Origin of the sequence: Treponema peruense, assembly GCF_016117655.1 — a bacterium.
In the GTDB taxonomy this organism is placed as follows: domain Bacteria; phylum Spirochaetota; class Spirochaetia; order Treponematales; family Treponemataceae; genus Treponema_D; species Treponema_D peruense.
Genome location: NZ_CP064936.1, coordinates 2,006,513 through 2,021,819 on the forward strand (window position 1 = coordinate 2,006,513; position 15,307 = coordinate 2,021,819).

Annotated in this window: 14 protein-coding genes; 2 read left to right on the forward strand and 12 right to left on the reverse strand. The window is 44.8% G+C overall.

What is annotated here, in order from left to right; translation table 11 throughout:
• Positions 1-4: 4 nt before the first annotated feature.
• Entirely contained in the window at positions 5-961 is a 957-nt protein-coding gene (locus IWA51_RS09185) for an alpha/beta hydrolase fold domain-containing protein (protein WP_198442184.1), read from the reverse strand.
• Between the two features lie 140 nt (positions 962-1,101).
• Between IWA51_RS09185 and IWA51_RS09190 the strand changes: the two genes are divergently transcribed.
• Complete coding sequence (locus tag IWA51_RS09190; protein WP_177527629.1) at positions 1,102-2,025, forward strand: homoserine O-succinyltransferase; 924 nt, start codon at positions 1,102-1,104, stop codon at positions 2,023-2,025.
• Positions 2,026-2,051: 26 nt separating this feature from the next.
• Here IWA51_RS09190 and IWA51_RS09195 read toward each other — a convergent pair whose 3' ends face one another.
• The 7 genes from IWA51_RS09195 to IWA51_RS09225 all read right to left on the reverse strand — a co-directional run bounded on the left by IWA51_RS09195 (position 2,052) and on the right by IWA51_RS09225 (position 9,225).
• Positions 2,052-3,038, reverse strand: coding sequence for an SAM-dependent methyltransferase (locus IWA51_RS09195; protein ID WP_198442185.1), 987 nt, complete (start codon positions 3,036-3,038; stop codon positions 2,052-2,054).
• A 15-nt stretch (positions 3,039-3,053) separates the two neighbouring features.
• Positions 3,054-3,449, reverse strand: a complete 396-nt coding sequence (locus IWA51_RS09200) for a PilZ domain-containing protein (protein WP_198442186.1) — start codon at positions 3,447-3,449, stop codon at positions 3,054-3,056.
• Positions 3,450-3,614: 165 nt separating this feature from the next.
• Complete coding sequence (gene fabZ, locus IWA51_RS09205) at positions 3,615-4,055, reverse strand: 3-hydroxyacyl-ACP dehydratase FabZ (protein WP_198442187.1); 441 nt, start codon at positions 4,053-4,055, stop codon at positions 3,615-3,617.
• 24 nt (positions 4,056-4,079) lie between these two features.
• Entirely contained in the window at positions 4,080-5,321 is a 1,242-nt protein-coding gene (fabF, locus tag IWA51_RS09210; RefSeq protein ID WP_177527633.1) for a beta-ketoacyl-ACP synthase II, read from the reverse strand.
• A 36-nt stretch (positions 5,322-5,357) separates the two neighbouring features.
• Positions 5,358-6,101: a 3-oxoacyl-[acyl-carrier-protein] reductase gene (fabG, locus tag IWA51_RS09215; protein ID WP_198442188.1), complete on the reverse strand. Its 744-nt coding sequence runs from the start codon at positions 6,099-6,101 to the stop codon at positions 5,358-5,360.
• 30 nt (positions 6,102-6,131) lie between these two features.
• Positions 6,132-7,094, reverse strand: a complete 963-nt coding sequence (locus IWA51_RS09220; protein ID WP_198442189.1) for an ACP S-malonyltransferase — start codon at positions 7,092-7,094, stop codon at positions 6,132-6,134.
• Between the two features lie 178 nt (positions 7,095-7,272).
• Positions 7,273-9,225: a GGDEF domain-containing protein gene (locus IWA51_RS09225; protein WP_198442190.1), complete on the reverse strand. Its 1,953-nt coding sequence runs from the start codon at positions 9,223-9,225 to the stop codon at positions 7,273-7,275.
• Between the two features lie 429 nt (positions 9,226-9,654).
• On the opposite strand from IWA51_RS09225, the gene IWA51_RS09230 reads away from it, so the two are divergent.
• Positions 9,655-10,776, forward strand: coding sequence for a DUF362 domain-containing protein (locus IWA51_RS09230; RefSeq protein ID WP_198443691.1), 1,122 nt, complete (start codon positions 9,655-9,657; stop codon positions 10,774-10,776).
• A gap of 79 nt (positions 10,777-10,855) precedes the next feature.
• Here the strand turns inward: IWA51_RS09230 and tsaD are convergent, their stop codons facing one another.
• From tsaD to IWA51_RS09250, 4 genes are all read right to left on the reverse strand, one after another.
• Positions 10,856-11,893, reverse strand: a complete 1,038-nt coding sequence (tsaD, locus tag IWA51_RS09235; RefSeq protein WP_198442191.1) for a tRNA (adenosine(37)-N6)-threonylcarbamoyltransferase complex transferase subunit TsaD — start codon at positions 11,891-11,893, stop codon at positions 10,856-10,858.
• 9 nt (positions 11,894-11,902) lie between these two features.
• Positions 11,903-13,129: a divergent polysaccharide deacetylase family protein gene (locus IWA51_RS09240; protein WP_198442192.1), complete on the reverse strand. Its 1,227-nt coding sequence runs from the start codon at positions 13,127-13,129 to the stop codon at positions 11,903-11,905.
• Between the two features lie 272 nt (positions 13,130-13,401).
• On the reverse strand, positions 13,402-14,217 hold the full coding sequence (locus tag IWA51_RS09245) for a sigma-70 family RNA polymerase sigma factor (protein WP_198443692.1): 816 nt from the start codon (positions 14,215-14,217) through the stop codon (positions 13,402-13,404).
• A gap of 251 nt (positions 14,218-14,468) precedes the next feature.
• Entirely contained in the window at positions 14,469-15,305 is an 837-nt protein-coding gene (locus IWA51_RS09250) for a TrmH family RNA methyltransferase (RefSeq protein WP_198442193.1), read from the reverse strand.
• Positions 15,306-15,307 lie beyond the last annotated feature (2 nt).

Sequence of the window (15,307 nt, forward strand, 5' to 3'; positions counted from 1 at the left end):
TTCCTCACTCTGTTACATCAATATTGTTTTTTTTAAGAACAACAGCTCTTTCACCACCGTCGTCATCCTCGGGGCGTCTGTTTACATAGCGGCCTATTCTTTCTACGGCAAGATGCGATTCCATAAGATATTCGTCTGCCATCTGAAAAAGATGCATCATACCGGGCCATACGTCAAGCACGCAGTTTATTCCGTTGTCCATAAGAAGGCTGCAGAAGTCACGCGACTGTGAAAGAAGAATTTCCTTTTCACCGCACTGAATGTACACTTCGGGAAAACCTTCGAGCATGGCTTTGTCTGCCTTGAGTGGGGAAACACGCGGGTTCATTACATTCGATGCGTATGTGTACAAATCTGCAGCATGAAGAATATCCTCTCTTGCGATAACTTCATCGCGCGCCTTTTTTGAACCGAAGTCATAGCTGTCAGAAATATCCAGCCACGGTGAAAAAAGAATTATTCCTTTTATCCGCGAACGTGCGGCGCTGTCCAGACCAAGCACGGATGCAAGCGCAACAGAAGCCCCGCTGCCGTCTGCCGCAATTAAAATTTCTGTACCGGAGTTTTCATCTGCAAGTGCATTGAAAACAGCGCTTACATCCTCTGTTCCCGCAGGAAACGGATGTGTCGGTGGCAGCCTGAACTCGGGTACAACAGCCCTGGCAGAAACACTGTCTGCAAGTCCTGCGCAGAAACTCCTGCAGCTTTCACGCGAACCGCCGGAAAATGAACCGCCGTGAACATAAAGCAACACTCTGTTTGCAGAAAATGCACGGGGAACAAGAATATCGCACTTAACACCGCCTATCATACTTTCGGAAAGTTCTGCTCCGTTTGGAACAAAGTCGCAGGTAAATTTCTTTTCTAATTTTGAGCGAAACTGGCCCACTTCATGCTTTGGAGTAAGAACCAGAGTACGAAGTTTTTTTACCGCGGCCCGGCGGTCTATTCTTATTTCCATATTCTGCAAGTATAGCAAATATCCGTTTTTTTTTGCTATATTTGCTATAATATCGCGACTTAGAACATCGCATTTAAAAAATGTCTCTGAAAATTTCAATTTTTAGAGCCTTCCTATACAAAACTTTTAAGGGGAACACTGTGCCTATAAAAATAGACTCCGACCTTCCAGCAAGATCCACTCTGGAAAACGAAAACATCTTCGTAATGACGCAGGAACGCGCTGCCTCACAGGACATACGCCCCCTTAAAATAGCAATTGTAAACTTAATGCCAACAAAAGAAGTTACCGAAACCCAGCTTCTGAGGCTTCTGTCAAACACGCCGCTGCAGATAGACATTTCGCTTGTTCAGATGAAAGGACATGTTTCAAAAAATACAAGCAGCGCCCATCTTGAAAAATTCTATATAAATTCAGAAGACATTCTCTCGCAGAAATTCGACGGAATGATAATAACAGGAGCACCTGTTGAGCAGATTCCTTTTGAGCAGGTTGACTACTGGAACGAACTGTGCAAAATCATGGACTATGCAAAAAAGAACGTATTCTGCACGCTTTACATCTGCTGGGGAGCAATGGCAGGTCTTTACCACCTGTACGGAATAAACAAGCACGTGGTAAGGGACAAGTTTTCGGGCATTTACTACTCAAAGCTTCTTGATTCAACAGAGCCTCTTCTACGCGGATTCGATGACTTTTTCCCTGTTCCGACTTCGAGATACACAAGAATTCTTCCCGAAGACGTACTTAACAACAAAAAATTAAAGCTTCTGGCAAATTCTTCTGTTACCGGAGTCACAATCGCAAAATCAGCAGACAACCGTTCAATTTTTATGACCGGCCACCTTGAATACGACACAGACACCCTTGCGCAGGAATACAAACGCGACATAGAAAAAGGACTTGCAGCAGCCCTTCCTTACAATTATTTTACCGACAACAATCCGCAGAAAGCCGTTTTCTCACGCTGGAGAAGTACAGCCCACCTTTTCTATTCAAACTGGCTCAACTATTACGTTTACCAGGCAACACCTTACAGACTGGGCGACATAGAAGACAAATAGCCGTCAGTTTTCAAAAAATCTGCGCATTATTTCACCATGCTGAATTCAATTTTTGGTTCAACATGAATAAACGTAAGTTCGTGTTTGTTGTAATTAAGGTGAACGATTTTGCTGAACGGAATTTTTTCGAATTCAGCCACAAGGTTCCAGTCAATTTCGCCCTGCATCTTTATCGTACAGATCATCTGCTTTGTTTTGCCGCTGTCCAGCCACACGTGAATCCATTCCAAAAGACGTTCCGGGTAGCAGATAACGTCGCTTAAAACCCAGTCAAATTCACCAAGTTCTTTAGGGGTATATGTAAAGGCATCGTGCGCCCTGAACGTAACCAACGGATTTTTCATAAGTGACGGAGCAAGTTCGCTTCTGTCAACTGCAAAAACCGAAGAGCCGGCATTGACAAGAACCCACGTCCAGCCACCGGGACAGGCACCGGCTTCAAAACACTTCTGTCCGGGACCGGGAAGCTCGGCACCAAAGAAGTGGTTTGCCATACAAAGCGCTTCCTGAATTTTAAGGTAAGCTCTGCTCGGCGGATTTTCATGGTCTTCGTTAAACAGAAGAGAACCTGCAGGAAGACAGCTTGAAGTTTTTGCAGAAACAATCATCGTTTTGTCGTCAATAAGCGTGTAAAGGCCTATTGGAGCGCGAGGTATTTCAAAAGGAAAATTTCTGGCCTTAAGGTTCACGCGGGGAAGCTTATCCTGAATAAGAGCCGCACGCCTGAAACACGTAAATGTATAAGGAGCCCACGAACGCTGCATTCCGCGCAGAACATTTGCTGCTTCACCAATTGAGTCAAAATGTACAAGTGACGGTTCAAGCATAGCAGTGCGGCACCAGTACGGAATTTTGTCTGAATCATAATTCTTTAAATAAACAAGATCCCCGTAGTCATTGCGCCCGTCCAAAGTTACACCAAGACGCCGCGTAAGTTCCGAAAGCATCATTTCCTTCATATCTGTGTAAGGAAGAAGAGCCGCGCCGGGAATTTTTTCTATAGTAACACCCATTGTTTTTCCTTAAGGTCAGAGAGCATAAACAAAACCTGAACCTGACGATTCAAACATCCCGGCTATTGTTTCATCAGAGCCAGAGTCAGACTTGAAACAGTTTATGCAGTTTATAAGTTCCGGGGTATCGGGCGAGCGCAGAAAACTAAAGCCTATGTCTGTTTTGCTGCCGTCAGATTTGACCCAGCACGGGTGTCCCAGAAGATTGAGTCCCCTTCCGCAGTTGCCACGTGCAAGCCTTATAAGAAGCGTATAGTCATTTTCCATGTCAACGTCAACCGGATTGGTAAAATGAACCTTGCAGCCGGTTTCGCTTATATCATCAAGCACACCTGGAAGAACAGAAATCTGCCCGGCCTCTACACGGCCAAATTCATAAAAACGCTCTTCCTTTCTGTGTTCCTTTTTCATAACAATAAATTATGTACTTTAAAATGAATTAGGTCAAGGTACACAAAAAAAAGCATCGGCTGTATTTTTAAGAATACAACCAATGCTTTTCTAAAACCCGCGAATAAACAAAGAGTCTTCAAGAAAGACCAATTCTTTTTTACTCACGATGTTTAAGTTCTCTGATTATTTGGCTGAATCAGCGCTTCCTACAAGGCACATCCATTCGGCTTCTGCGCAGAGAGTCTCTCCTACATAAGCTTTTCCGGCCTGCTTTACCATGTGCGGTGTTGCCCTGAGATTGGTAACTTCCATGCGTACAGTATCACCGGGACGAACCTGGTGGCGAAACTTAACCTTGTCTACAGTTGCAAGAAAGAAAAGGCTTCCTTCTTCGAACTTTTTCTGAAGGCTTAATGCTGCTCCGCCGCCCTGGGCCATTGTTTCTATAAGAATAACGCCGGGAACAACAGGATATTCCGGAAAATGTCCCTTAAAGAAAAAGTCTTCGTCAGTAAATTTTCTTGTACAGACACATCCATTGTCGTCGTAGCTTTCAATTGTGTCAACAAAAAGGAACGGCTTTCTGTGCGGCAAAAGTGTTTCAATATCAGTAAATGCTGCCATTTTTATTCAGACTCCCCGCCAGACTCAGATCTTCTTGAAAACAAGAATTCCGTTGTGGCCGCCGAAGCCAAAGTTACCGCTCATTGCAACGTTAACGTCCATATCAATTCCCTTGTTGGGTGTGTAGTCAAGGTCACATCCGCCTTCTACATCAGGCTCGTCAAGGTTGATTGTAGGCGGAATGAATCCTTCCTGAATAGACTTTACGCAAACGAATGCTTCAAGTGAACCTGCGTTTCCGAGACAGTGTCCTGTCATGCTCTTTGTAGAAGAAATGTGCAGTTTCTTTGCAGCATCGCCGAATGCAATGTGAAGCATCTTTGTTTCGCCCGAGTCGTTAAGATGTGTACTTGTTCCGTGTGCGTTGTAATATGTTACATCTTCGGGCTTGACTCCTGCATCTTTCATTGCGGCTGTCATTGCCTTTGCACCGATAAGTCCGTCGGGGTTGGGTGCTGTAAGATGGTAACCGTCGCTTGAAGCACCGTAACCTGCAACTTCTGCATAAATCTTTGCACCGCGGGCCTTTGCATGCTCATACTCTTCAAGAACAAGAATTGTAGAGCCTTCACCCATAACAAAACCGTCGCGCTGCTTGTCGAACGGGCGGCTTGATTTTGTAGGATCGTCTGCCCATTTTGAACTCAGTGCCTGAAGAACAGCGAATCCAAGGTTTGAGAAACCGTTCTGTGTACTTTCTGCACCGCCTGCAAGAACAACATCGTTTCTTCCGCAGCGGATAGAATCAAGTGCATCACCGATAGCGTCTGTTCCCGAAGCACATGCTGTAGCAATTGTATGTGTAGCACCGTGAATTCCGAAAGTCATACTTATGTTTGCAGCAGCTTCGTTCGGAATAAGTTCAGGAATTGTCATTGGGGGAATGCGTGTAAAGTTTGACTCAAAGTAACTCTTGAGGCTGCTTTCTGTTACTTCAAAACCGCCGATTCCTACTCCAAGGAAAATGCTTGTATCGTTAAGAACTTCTTTGTTGTCTGTAAGATTTGAATCGTCAAGGGCCATTTTTGCTGCGGCAACTGCAAGCTTTGAGAACATAGCCATCTTTCTTGCGGCCTTCGGATCCATATACTTTGAAGCATCAAAATCCTTTACTTCTGCAGCATATTTTACCTTGAACGGTGTTGCGTCATAGCGTGTAATAAGTCCTATTCCGCTCTTTCCGGCCTTGATTGCTTCCCATGTTTCGTCTGCGCTGTTTCCTACCGGAGAAACGCATCCCATTCCTGTAACTACTACTCTACGCATAAATATCTCCAAAAAATTATTATAAAAATCTATAACTCAGCAGCCCATGCCGCCGTCAACTCCGATTACCTGTCCTGTAATGTAAGTGCTCATTCCGCTTGCAAGGAAAAGTGCTGCGTTTGCAACATCTTCTGCAGTTCCCGCACGCTTGAGAGGAATTCCTTCTACCCAGCTCTTGCGGATATCTTCTTTTACGGCCTTTGTCATGTCTGTGTCAATAAAGCCCGGTGCAATACAGTTTACGCGCACTCCTCTTGAACCGACTTCTTTTGCCAGAGACTTTGAATATGCAATAAGACCGCCCTTGCTTGCAGAATAGTTTACCTGTCCTGCACCGCCGTGGATTCCGACAATGGAAGCCATGTTGATGATAGAGCCTGTCTTTTTGTGAATCATGTCGTTGCTTACAATCTGGCATACAAGGAAAGCCGAGGTAAGGTTAACGGCAAGAACAGAATCCCAGTCTTCTTTCTTCATGCGGAAGCTAAGTGTATCGCGTGTAATTCCTGCGTTATTTACAAGAACATCAAATCCGCCGGCTTCAGAAAGTGCGCCCTTTACTGCGGCAGTAAGCTGTTCTGCGTTTCCTGCATCTGCATAGAACTCATGGAATTTTGTTCCGTGGTCTGCAGCAAGTTTTTCAAGTTCGGCTTTACCGGCAGACTCATGTGTACACATTCCCCAGACTTCGGCACCTTCTGAAAGAAAAGCCTCAGCTATTTTTCTTCCGATTCCGCGTGAAGAACCGGTAACCAACGCTTTTTTATTCTCAAGCAACATATTTCCCCCAATAGAAAAAAAAGAATAAAATCAAAGTGCAGCGGCATTAACGGAGTCGACCGTATTTACCGGGGCACAGACATATTTTTCACCGAATTCAGTATCGCGCCAGAGACCTGACAGAACCTTTCCCGGTCCCGGCTCAAGAACTGTCCACTCATTTGCAGAGTCAGCGGTAATAAGGCTGCCCAAAACCTTTTCTTCGTCGGTCCAGAGAACCGGGTGTGTAAGGTGAAGAACAGCAGAAGACTTTGCCTCGTCTCCCTTAAGAACTTCTTTTCCTGTAACGTTTGAGAAAAGCTTTATTTTCGGGTCTGCAAACTTAACATCTGCAATGGCCTTTTCAAACTCAACTGCTGCCTTCTGCATAAGCGGGCTGTGGAAAGGACCTGCAACCTTAAGGCGGATTGCGCGGCGTGCACCGGCTTCTGTAGCGGCTTTTTCGGCTGCGGCAAGTGCATCAAATGTTCCGCTTATAACTGTCTGCTTTACAGAATTCATGTTTGCAGCATAGGCATCCTTTATTCCAGCTGCAATTTCCTTTACTTTGTCAGGGGAAAGGCCGATTATTGCGCTCATTCCGGGAACATGGCCTTCATTTTCTGCGGCAATTTCTTCACAGACTGCCTGCATAATAAGACCGCGGCGGCGTACTACACTGATTACATCTTCAAAAGAAAGAACTCCTGCAGCATAAAGGGCAGGAAATTCACCAAGGCTGAATCCCATGGCAGCAGAAGGTTCGATTCCCTTTTCCTTAAGGACTGCCATCAAAGCTATGGATGCCGTTGTAATTGCAATCTGGCTGTTGTCAGAACGGCTCAATTCTGCGGCATCTGATTCCCACAAAAGCTTTGCCATATCAAGATTGATAATTGCAGAAACATCGTCTACAACTTTTTTTGCTGCAGGAAAAGCGTCTGCAACATCCTTTATCATGCCGGGAGCCTGTGCACCCTGTCCCGGAAATAAGAAAGCATACTTCTTGGCCATAACATTCACCTCAAAATAAAATATGGGAATAAACGCGGGTTTCAGACTGCACTGTTCAGGCAAAGTGAAACTCACATGACAACCCGCAGGCTGCCGTATTCACATTTTCTTTATGACAAATTATGTCAAAATGTCATACACTTGTCAAGATAATTTAAAGAAATGTTCAGTTAACGAATTACCGGCAGAGGGATTTTTTGTGTTTTTTTTCTTCGTACAGCGCTTCGTCTGCAAGTTCCAGAAGAATTTTTATATCATATTCGCGCATCATCGGGTGGAATACAGAATAACCCATGCTCAATGAAAGAACGTATGGCTCTCCCGAAGTGCAGTTGTATTCTTCACATTTGCTGTCAAGAGTTGTCTTTATTTCCTGAAAGCGCTCTTCACCCAGTCCCGAAGCAATAATGGCAAATTCGTCACCGCCAAGACGGCCCAAAATATCTGACGAACGGAATGCTTCCTTAAGAATGCGCGCTTCTGCCTTTATTGCACGGTCTCCGGCCGAATGTCCGTAAGTGTCATTTATCTTTTTAAGACCGTCCATGTCTCCAAAAAGCACCAGACCGCTCGTTCCCGAAAGAAATGCATTTTCCAGAGCCTTTGTTCCCAGAGACATAAAGCCACGCCTGTTCAAAAGACCAGTCATGTCGTCAGTAACAGAAACAGCACAGGCCGCATCGTATTCCTTCTGGAGTTTTGACTGCCGCTGCCTTGCAGCACTTACAGAAACCGCACTTGCAATGCTGGAAGAAAGCAGTTTGCAAACCATGCTGTAAACCGTAATATCGTAAGAACCGGGTCTGTAAATTATGTAGCCGTACAAAACCCTTGCCCTGTAAAGCGAACAGACATACATTCCGTCGAGAGAAGCAAAAATTCCTTCTGGAACCATAGTTTTGCGCGGGTCAAATGTAATGGAATCACCGGTAAGCGAAAAACAGTTGTCTTTGTCAAAGGCGCAGAATACATTTGCACCCGGCGGGAGAGGAAAATACTCAAAGCGGTCAGTTTCTACCGGCCTCGAAAAAAGACACACGGCTGCAGACTTTATTCCAAACCCCGAAAGATCAGATTTAATGCGCGAACGGAGTACATCAATAGAAATATCTACCTGAATGTCAGAAAAAAGCTGGATAACCTGAACAAACTGGTTTCTGTTGTCATACCACTGCGAAATGTCAAAAACCTTAAGCTCAGAATTGGCCACAACAGTTTTTCCGCGTACATCAATTCCTTCACAGTCATGTGCTCCCGGAGGAACACAGCCGCAGGACTGTCTGAAAACCGCTTCTGACGGAACCCTTACAGAAAGAACCGTATCTTTTCCTTCAATAATATTAAGAAGAATTTCCGCGGCGGAATAGGCCTGCTGTTCAACATTCTGGTTTACCGTAGAAAGTGTCGGCGTCACGTAAGAAGAGCGGATTTCATCATCAAAGCCGGTAACCACAATGTCTTCGGGAACAGAAATTCCGTTTTCCTTAAAAATGTCCAGGCACGCAAAGGCCATCTCGTCATTAAGAGCCACAATTGCGTCAAAATCGAACTGCCCTTTTTTACTAAGATAGGAGCGCAGTGCGGAACGGGCCGTGTCGTAAGTAAAACCACCGTAAATTTCACGGGAAGGATCAAATTCTACCCTGAACTGTTTTAAAGTGTTAAGAAAAGCAGATTTTCTGTCGCTTACTTCCTGAGAGTTGCCTTCTACTCCCATAAGTGCAATTTTTCTGCGACCGTGTGTGGTGATTATATGCGAAACAAGATCATACATGCTTCCGGCACAGGAAGAAACTACAGAAGGAATATCGTCAAATTTATATCCTATACTCACAACAGGAACAGGCGCAAAAGACTTCAAATAAGAATGCATGTATTCGGGGGTAACATTGTTAAGATGGGAACCCGTCATGAAAATAATTCCGTCTACATTCTGCGGGGTAACATGCGACGCAACGGCAAGATACTGGTAATTGTATGAAAAGTTTACAGCGTTAATGGTGCCTGCCGGAAAAACAACAAGTTCGGCATTATGTTTGCTGAGATAATCTGAAGCTCCTCTCACCAGCCGCTGCGAATATTCAGTTTCTACATAGTCTATAAGCAGCGCAACTCTCTTTTTTAAGCGCATAATTTGATTGTAAACCCTCATTTCCCATAATGCAAATAACAATTTATTATAGCATACAGTATTTTGCAATGCAAGCGTTAATATCAAAAAATTGCAAATAAAAAGAGTATAATCCCCGCGCGTGCAGAAGCAATTTTCTTTTTAATCAAGGGAAATTTTCCTCTAATTTCCGCTATTTTCCCTTAATTCATCATTATTCCTTAAAATTGAACGATTGAGCAAGTTTCAACTTGCGATTAAGTTCAATTGGTGCGCGAAAGCGTCATGTTAATAAGAAAGTTTTGCAAAAAGCAAAGAATACAATGTAAAATCTGTCGGACTGGCTGATCTGTTTTATTGAAAATTCAGGGCTTTTTTAATAGAATGTATTTCAAGGACGCTGGAGATACCACCGTTCTTGAAATACGTTCAATTTTAAGGATGTACATCATGGAACCTTCTAAAGTTTTTTTTACTGACTTCAGAACTACAAAAGACGGCGGACTTACAGAAAAACTCAAGAAACTATGCCGCAAAGCCGGAATTGCAAACATTGATTTTGAAAACAAACTTACTGCAATAAAAATGCACTTTGGAGAAGACGGAAACCTTTCTTTTTTAAGGCCGGAATATGCACGCGCCGTAGCAGATCTTGTAAAAGAACTTGGCGGAAAACCTTTTTTAACCGACTGCAATACACTCTACCCTGGCTGCCGCAAAAACGCGGTTGACCATCTGGACATTGCCGCACGCCACGGATTTCTTCAGATAACAACAGGCTGTCCCGTAATCATAGGTGACGGTCTTAAGGGAACAGATGAAGTCGATGTTCCTGTACGCAACGGTGAATACTGCAAAACAGCCCACATAGGCCGCGCAATAATGGACGCCGATGTTTTCATAAGCCTTTCACACTTTAAGGGACACGAAGCAACCGGGTTCGGAGGTACATGCAAAAACATAGGAATGGGATGCGGAAGCCGTGCCGGAAAAATGGACCAGCACAATTCGGGCAAACCTGTAGTAAACCAGGATGCATGCCGCGGTTGCAAAATGTGTGCAAAAGAATGCGGTTCAGACGCAATTTCGTTTGACTCAAAAAAAGCATTCATCAACCAGGATTTGTGCAAAGGCTGCGGAAGATGTATAGGTGCATGCAACTTTGACGCGATATACAATCCCAATTCCAGTGCAAATGAAGACCTTGACCGCAAGATGGCCGAATACACAATGGCTGTTTGTGACGGCCGCCCCTGTTTTCATATAAACATGATTCTTGACGTAAGCCCGTGGTGCGACTGCCACGCCTTTAACGATGCGCCCCTTATTCCAAACATCGGAATGGCGGCAAGTTTTGACCCGGTTGCACTTGACCAGGCCTGCAGCGACATGTGCCAGAAAGCCGCACGCTTCCAGAACACGCGCATAACAGACCACAGCGCAAAGGGAATAAAAATGACCGGAGACCTCTGGAAAGATTCAACAAGAGATTCTGTCTGGGACGAAACCCTCATCCACGCCCAGAAAATTGGACTCGGAACAAGGGAATACGTTCTGGAAACAGTAAATTAATACAGAAAAAAACTAAAAAAATGGCTGCCCTTCATGAAGTTTCAGGAACTTCGAGGACAGTCATTTTTTTTACACAGCCCTATCTGCGGCCGAAAGCTTCAAGATTTGCAAGACCGCGCTTAAACTGCGGAATGCGCGCACATGCAGTTGTGTTCCAGCCGCTGCGGTCGCCTCTCTTAAGGAAGTGGTACGCAACACCCGCAATCATAGCGCCGTTGTCACCGCAAAGTTTGAGTGGCGGGAAAATACAGTTAAGATCTGTATGTTCTGCAAGCATTGCCCTTAAGCGTGAATTCGCCGCGACACCACCGCCGGCAACAACTGTTTTAAGACCGGTATCTTCAACGGCGCGCATAAGTCTTCCTACAAGAGTGCGGCATGCTGTTTCCTGGAACGAGGCGGCCAGGTTTTCTACACTTGGTTCAAAGCCTTTGTTCAAAAACATCTGCGACTGATGGATTACCGCCGTCTTGAGTCCGCTGAACGAAACATCGTAACGGTGGTCGCCTTTGTCGAGTTTTGGAACAGGGAATGAATATGCGTGGCTGTCGCCTTTCTTTGCAAGACCGTCAATTATTACTCCTCCGGGATACCCCAGATCATAATACTTTGCGACTTTGTCAAACGCTTCGCCTACACTGTCGTCAATTGTAGTTCCGAGTATTTCAAGATCATCAAAACCGTTAACCTTTGCAATAATACTGTGACCTCCGCTTACAAGAAGTCCCAGATAAGGATAGGAAATGTCGTTTTCGAGATGGGCAGCATACATGTGACCAAGCATATGGTTAACAGCAAGAAACGGCTTGTTGCATGACCAGGCGAGGGTTTTTCCGAATGTAAGGCCTACAAGAAGAGAACCCATAAGTCCCGGCCTGTTTGTCGCTGCAATGGCATCTACTTCAGAAAGTGTCATTTTGGCTTCGCTAAGAGCCTGTCTTACTACAGGAAGAATCCATTCAGCATGTTTTCTGCTGGCAATTTCGGGAACAACGCCCTTATAAATCTGATGAAACGGAATCTGTGTGGCAACAACATTGCTTATAATTCGCTTTCCGTCTTCTACAATTGCACACGCCGTTTCGTCACACGAACTTTCAATTCCCAATACTTTCATTATATTACCTCACAACCTGGACGGAACCGTCACCGTGTAGCCGTTCTTCTTTAAATATGGATATAGCTCTGACAAAAGCTGCGGAAGAATTCCCGCTGACTTGTCTACATGACCTATCATTATAACCTTGCCCTTTTTATTTGCAATACCAATTCCGCGGTAAATCTGCTCAAGCATTTTGTCGCGGTTTACAATGTCATCTATAAAAACATCGCGCTCTTTTATATTCATGTCGCGTTCGAGTGCTGCCTGCCGTGCCATACTTGCAGCCGTAGTGCGTGAGTCAAGAAAATAAATTCCGCGCTCGGCTGCCACATCCAGAACAGCGCCAATCTTTATTACATTGCCCGTGATAAGCGAACCTTCGTGGTTGTTCATTCCCTTAACGCCGGGCCCCAGTTCATCAAGGTTTGTCTTTACAATCTGCGCAATTTCAAAAGTACTCATGCCGGGCTTAATGGCACACGGTCCCGGGTCAAGATTAAGGTTTTCTGCCTGCATGGGCTGGTGAAGAAGCAGTTCTTTTTTTGCCGCGCGCACTACATAAGCGCAGTCTTTTGTATGTGAAAGCCCCGGAAGAACCGCAACAGAAATATCAAAAGGAAGCGATGTATATTTTTTAAGATTCGAAACACTCTGGCCGGCATCGTCAATTACAAAAGCAATTTTTGCGCCCGGTGCCGCCTTTGGAATATTAAATTTTCTGTCGGGAAGCTCTTCTACAGGCTTTTGCGGAACAACAGCAGAAGCCAGATGAGGCTGTTCTTTTACAGAAGGCTTTGCAGCAGTTTTTTCACTGACAGAAGTTTTTGCTACGGCATTCTGCGCTGCTGAAGACGCCGTATTTTCTGCAGCCGGCTTTTTTTGTGCAGAATCAGTTTTTTTGGCAGAATCCGTTGATTTTTTGGCAGAAACAGTTTTATCCGAAGATTCCGCCTTTTTTGAAGAAGAGGTACTTTTTTTTGCAGAAGGCTCTGTCTTTTTCTTTGCAGGCGGAAGTTTTTTTGCCGGCTCTACAGCAACAGAGGCCGGCTCTTTCTGAGAAATATTTTTTGCAGCCGAAGAAGATGATGCTGCACGGCTGAATACAAAGCTTAATGAAAGGAAGAGAACACAAAGAGCCACAATAACAGCCGCAAGAACAGTAACGCGTTTACTGTCAAGCGAAACCTTGGGCTTTCTTTTCCTGGCCGGCCGTCTTTTTTGTGCCGGACGCCTACTTTTTTTAACAGACATGCAGCTATTATAGAAAAAAAAAGCCTTTCGTTCAATCAGACGGCGCTTTTGACCGTCCGCAAACCGGTGTAAAGTTCATGGTAAAATATCAGAATAAAAAGTTCCATTTCTCAAAAAATTGAATAAAAAGTAAAGAGTAAAAAAATAGCCGCCTAAATGTTAGCGACACTGTAGGCGGCTTTTCGCAACTGTGGAGATAACCCAATGTTCGGGCATTTCCTTTTATTTAATATACCACGCTTAACCAAAACTGTCAATTTTCGTATTCGAAATCACACGGCGTTTTCGAAGTATTCGCGTATGTGTCTTACAGCTCTTATTTCGGTCTGGCGCACGGCTTCGGGGCTTACTCCTATTATTGAACCTATTTCGCGCAAAGTTTTTGCCTTTGTGCTGCCGTCAAAATTGAATCTGTACCACAAAACACGGCCTTCGTTACGTCCAAGATTGCCCATAAGATTGCGGAGTTCTGCACATGTTTCTTCACGCAGATACTCTTCTTCGGGAGAACGCACGTCAGAAGGCAGCGAGTCGCCAAAATAAGTGCCGTTGTTTTCGGGGCAGGACTCGAGCGAAGAACAGCTGTAGGCAAAACTCATGCATTCGTTAACGCGCTTAGCCGGAATACCAAGATAAAGTGCAATGTCTGCGGCAGAAGGGGCTGTTCCGTTCAGCTGTGAAAGATAAGAAGAAGCCTTTTGTATTGAGCGGATCAAAGCTTCTTTTCTGTGCGGAATGCTTATAAATGCAGTTTTTGTGTTGATGTACCTGAGCATATACTGTGCAATCCAGGGATAAGCGTATGTAGAAAAACGTGTTCCGAAGGCAGGGCTGAACTTGCGTGCGGCTACCATAAGCCCCATGCTTCCTTCCTGAATAAGGTCCATTTCTGAAACTGAATTTGCGGCATTGTGTGCAATACGGCGTGCAACACTTACAACAAGCCTTAAGTTACAGTTGACAAGCTTTTTGTATGCAGACTCGTCACTGGCGTTTATTTTTTCTGACAAATCACATTCTTCTGCGGCCGAAAGAAGCGGGAACCTCTGAATGTCTGCAAGATACGATTTGATTACTGAATTTTCCATTTTTTTTACCCTCACGTTACATTTTTTTTCTTCATAAATTGAATAGCAAGTTCCGTGCCAAGTTTATAAAAAAAAAGAAAAAAAATGGAAAATTTGTCAGTTATCTGCACAAATATTTGTATTGTAAAGATTTAGAAAGTCAGCAAATAAATGCGCATATATAATTGTAACACACTTTTTGAAAAAAACACGCAATACAATGAATAAATTTTTATACACCTGTATGTTTTTGTAGACAGGTGTATACTTTTTTATTCACCTACCCGGAATTTGCGCAGCTGCCAGAACGCAACCGCCGCCGCTGCCGAAACATTAAGCGAGTCTACGCTGTGCGCCATGGGAATTTTTACCGTATAGTCACAGCCGGCAATCGTCTGTGGCAAAAGCCCGTCGCCTTCCGTCCCCAGAATTACCGCAAGTTTTTCTTCTGACAAAAGCGCTGTGTTGTCCATGCCAATGGAATTGTCTGTAAGTGCAAGGGCGGCTGTCTTAAAGCCAAGCGATTTAAGCTGGCAAAGACCGTCGCGCGGCCATTGTTGCGGGAAACATGCTATTCTTGTCCACGGCACCTGGAATACAGTCCCCATACTTACACGGACTGCACGCCTGTTGAGCGGGTCACAGCATGACGGCGTTACAAAAACCGCATCAAAACCAAGTGCTGCCGCCGACCGGAATATTGAACCTACGTTTGTGGCTTCTGCTATGTTTTCAAGGACTGCAACGCGTGACGCATTTTTACACAATTCCCGAACAGCCTTGAGTACCGGCCGCTTCATTGCGCAGAATACACCGCGCGTTACTGCAAAGCCCGCAATTTCTTTCAGAACTTCGTCATTTGCAGTGTACACGGGTATGCTGCCACAGCGTTCAATAACCTGGCGGGCATCTCCTTCTATATGCTTTTTTGCGGTAAGAAGCGAAACCGGAACGCACCCTGCGTCAAGTGCGCGCTCAATGACTTTGGGACTTTCTGCAATAAAAATCCCGCCGTCACTGCCCGTCTTTCTGAGAGCGCCGTCCCTCATGCCGCAGAAGACACTTGTACCCGGCGCATGTATATCGTCTACTTCTATTATGTTTGCCATAA

Coding starts and splice junctions, on each gene's coding strand:
- IWA51_RS09185 (WP_198442184.1), bottom strand. CDS start 961: ATGGAAATAAGAATAGACCGCCGGGCCGCGGTAAAAAAACTTCGTACT.
- IWA51_RS09195 (WP_198442185.1), bottom strand. CDS start 3,038: ATGGGTGTTACTATAGAAAAAATTCCCGGCGCGGCTCTTCTTCCTTAC.
- IWA51_RS09200 (WP_198442186.1), bottom strand. CDS start 3,449: ATGAAAAAGGAACACAGAAAGGAAGAGCGTTTTTATGAATTTGGCCGT.
- fabZ (WP_198442187.1), bottom strand. CDS start 4,055: ATGGCAGCATTTACTGATATTGAAACACTTTTGCCGCACAGAAAGCCG.
- fabF (WP_177527633.1), bottom strand. CDS start 5,321: ATGCGTAGAGTAGTAGTTACAGGAATGGGATGCGTTTCTCCGGTAGGA.
- fabG (WP_198442188.1), bottom strand. CDS start 6,101: ATGTTGCTTGAGAATAAAAAAGCGTTGGTTACCGGTTCTTCACGCGGA.
- IWA51_RS09220 (WP_198442189.1), bottom strand. CDS start 7,094: ATGGCCAAGAAGTATGCTTTCTTATTTCCGGGACAGGGTGCACAGGCT.
- IWA51_RS09225 (WP_198442190.1), bottom strand. CDS start 9,225: ATGCGCTTAAAAAAGAGAGTTGCGCTGCTTATAGACTATGTAGAAACT.
- IWA51_RS09230 (WP_198443691.1), top strand. CDS start 9,655: ATGGAACCTTCTAAAGTTTTTTTTACTGACTTCAGAACTACAAAAGAC.
- tsaD (WP_198442191.1), bottom strand. CDS start 11,893: ATGAAAGTATTGGGAATTGAAAGTTCGTGTGACGAAACGGCGTGTGCA.
- IWA51_RS09240 (WP_198442192.1), bottom strand. CDS start 13,129: ATGTCTGTTAAAAAAAGTAGGCGTCCGGCACAAAAAAGACGGCCGGCC.
- IWA51_RS09245 (WP_198443692.1), bottom strand. CDS start 14,217: ATGGAAAATTCAGTAATCAAATCGTATCTTGCAGACATTCAGAGGTTC.
- IWA51_RS09250 (WP_198442193.1), bottom strand. CDS start 15,305: ATGGCAAACATAATAGAAGTAGACGATATACATGCGCCGGGTACAAGT.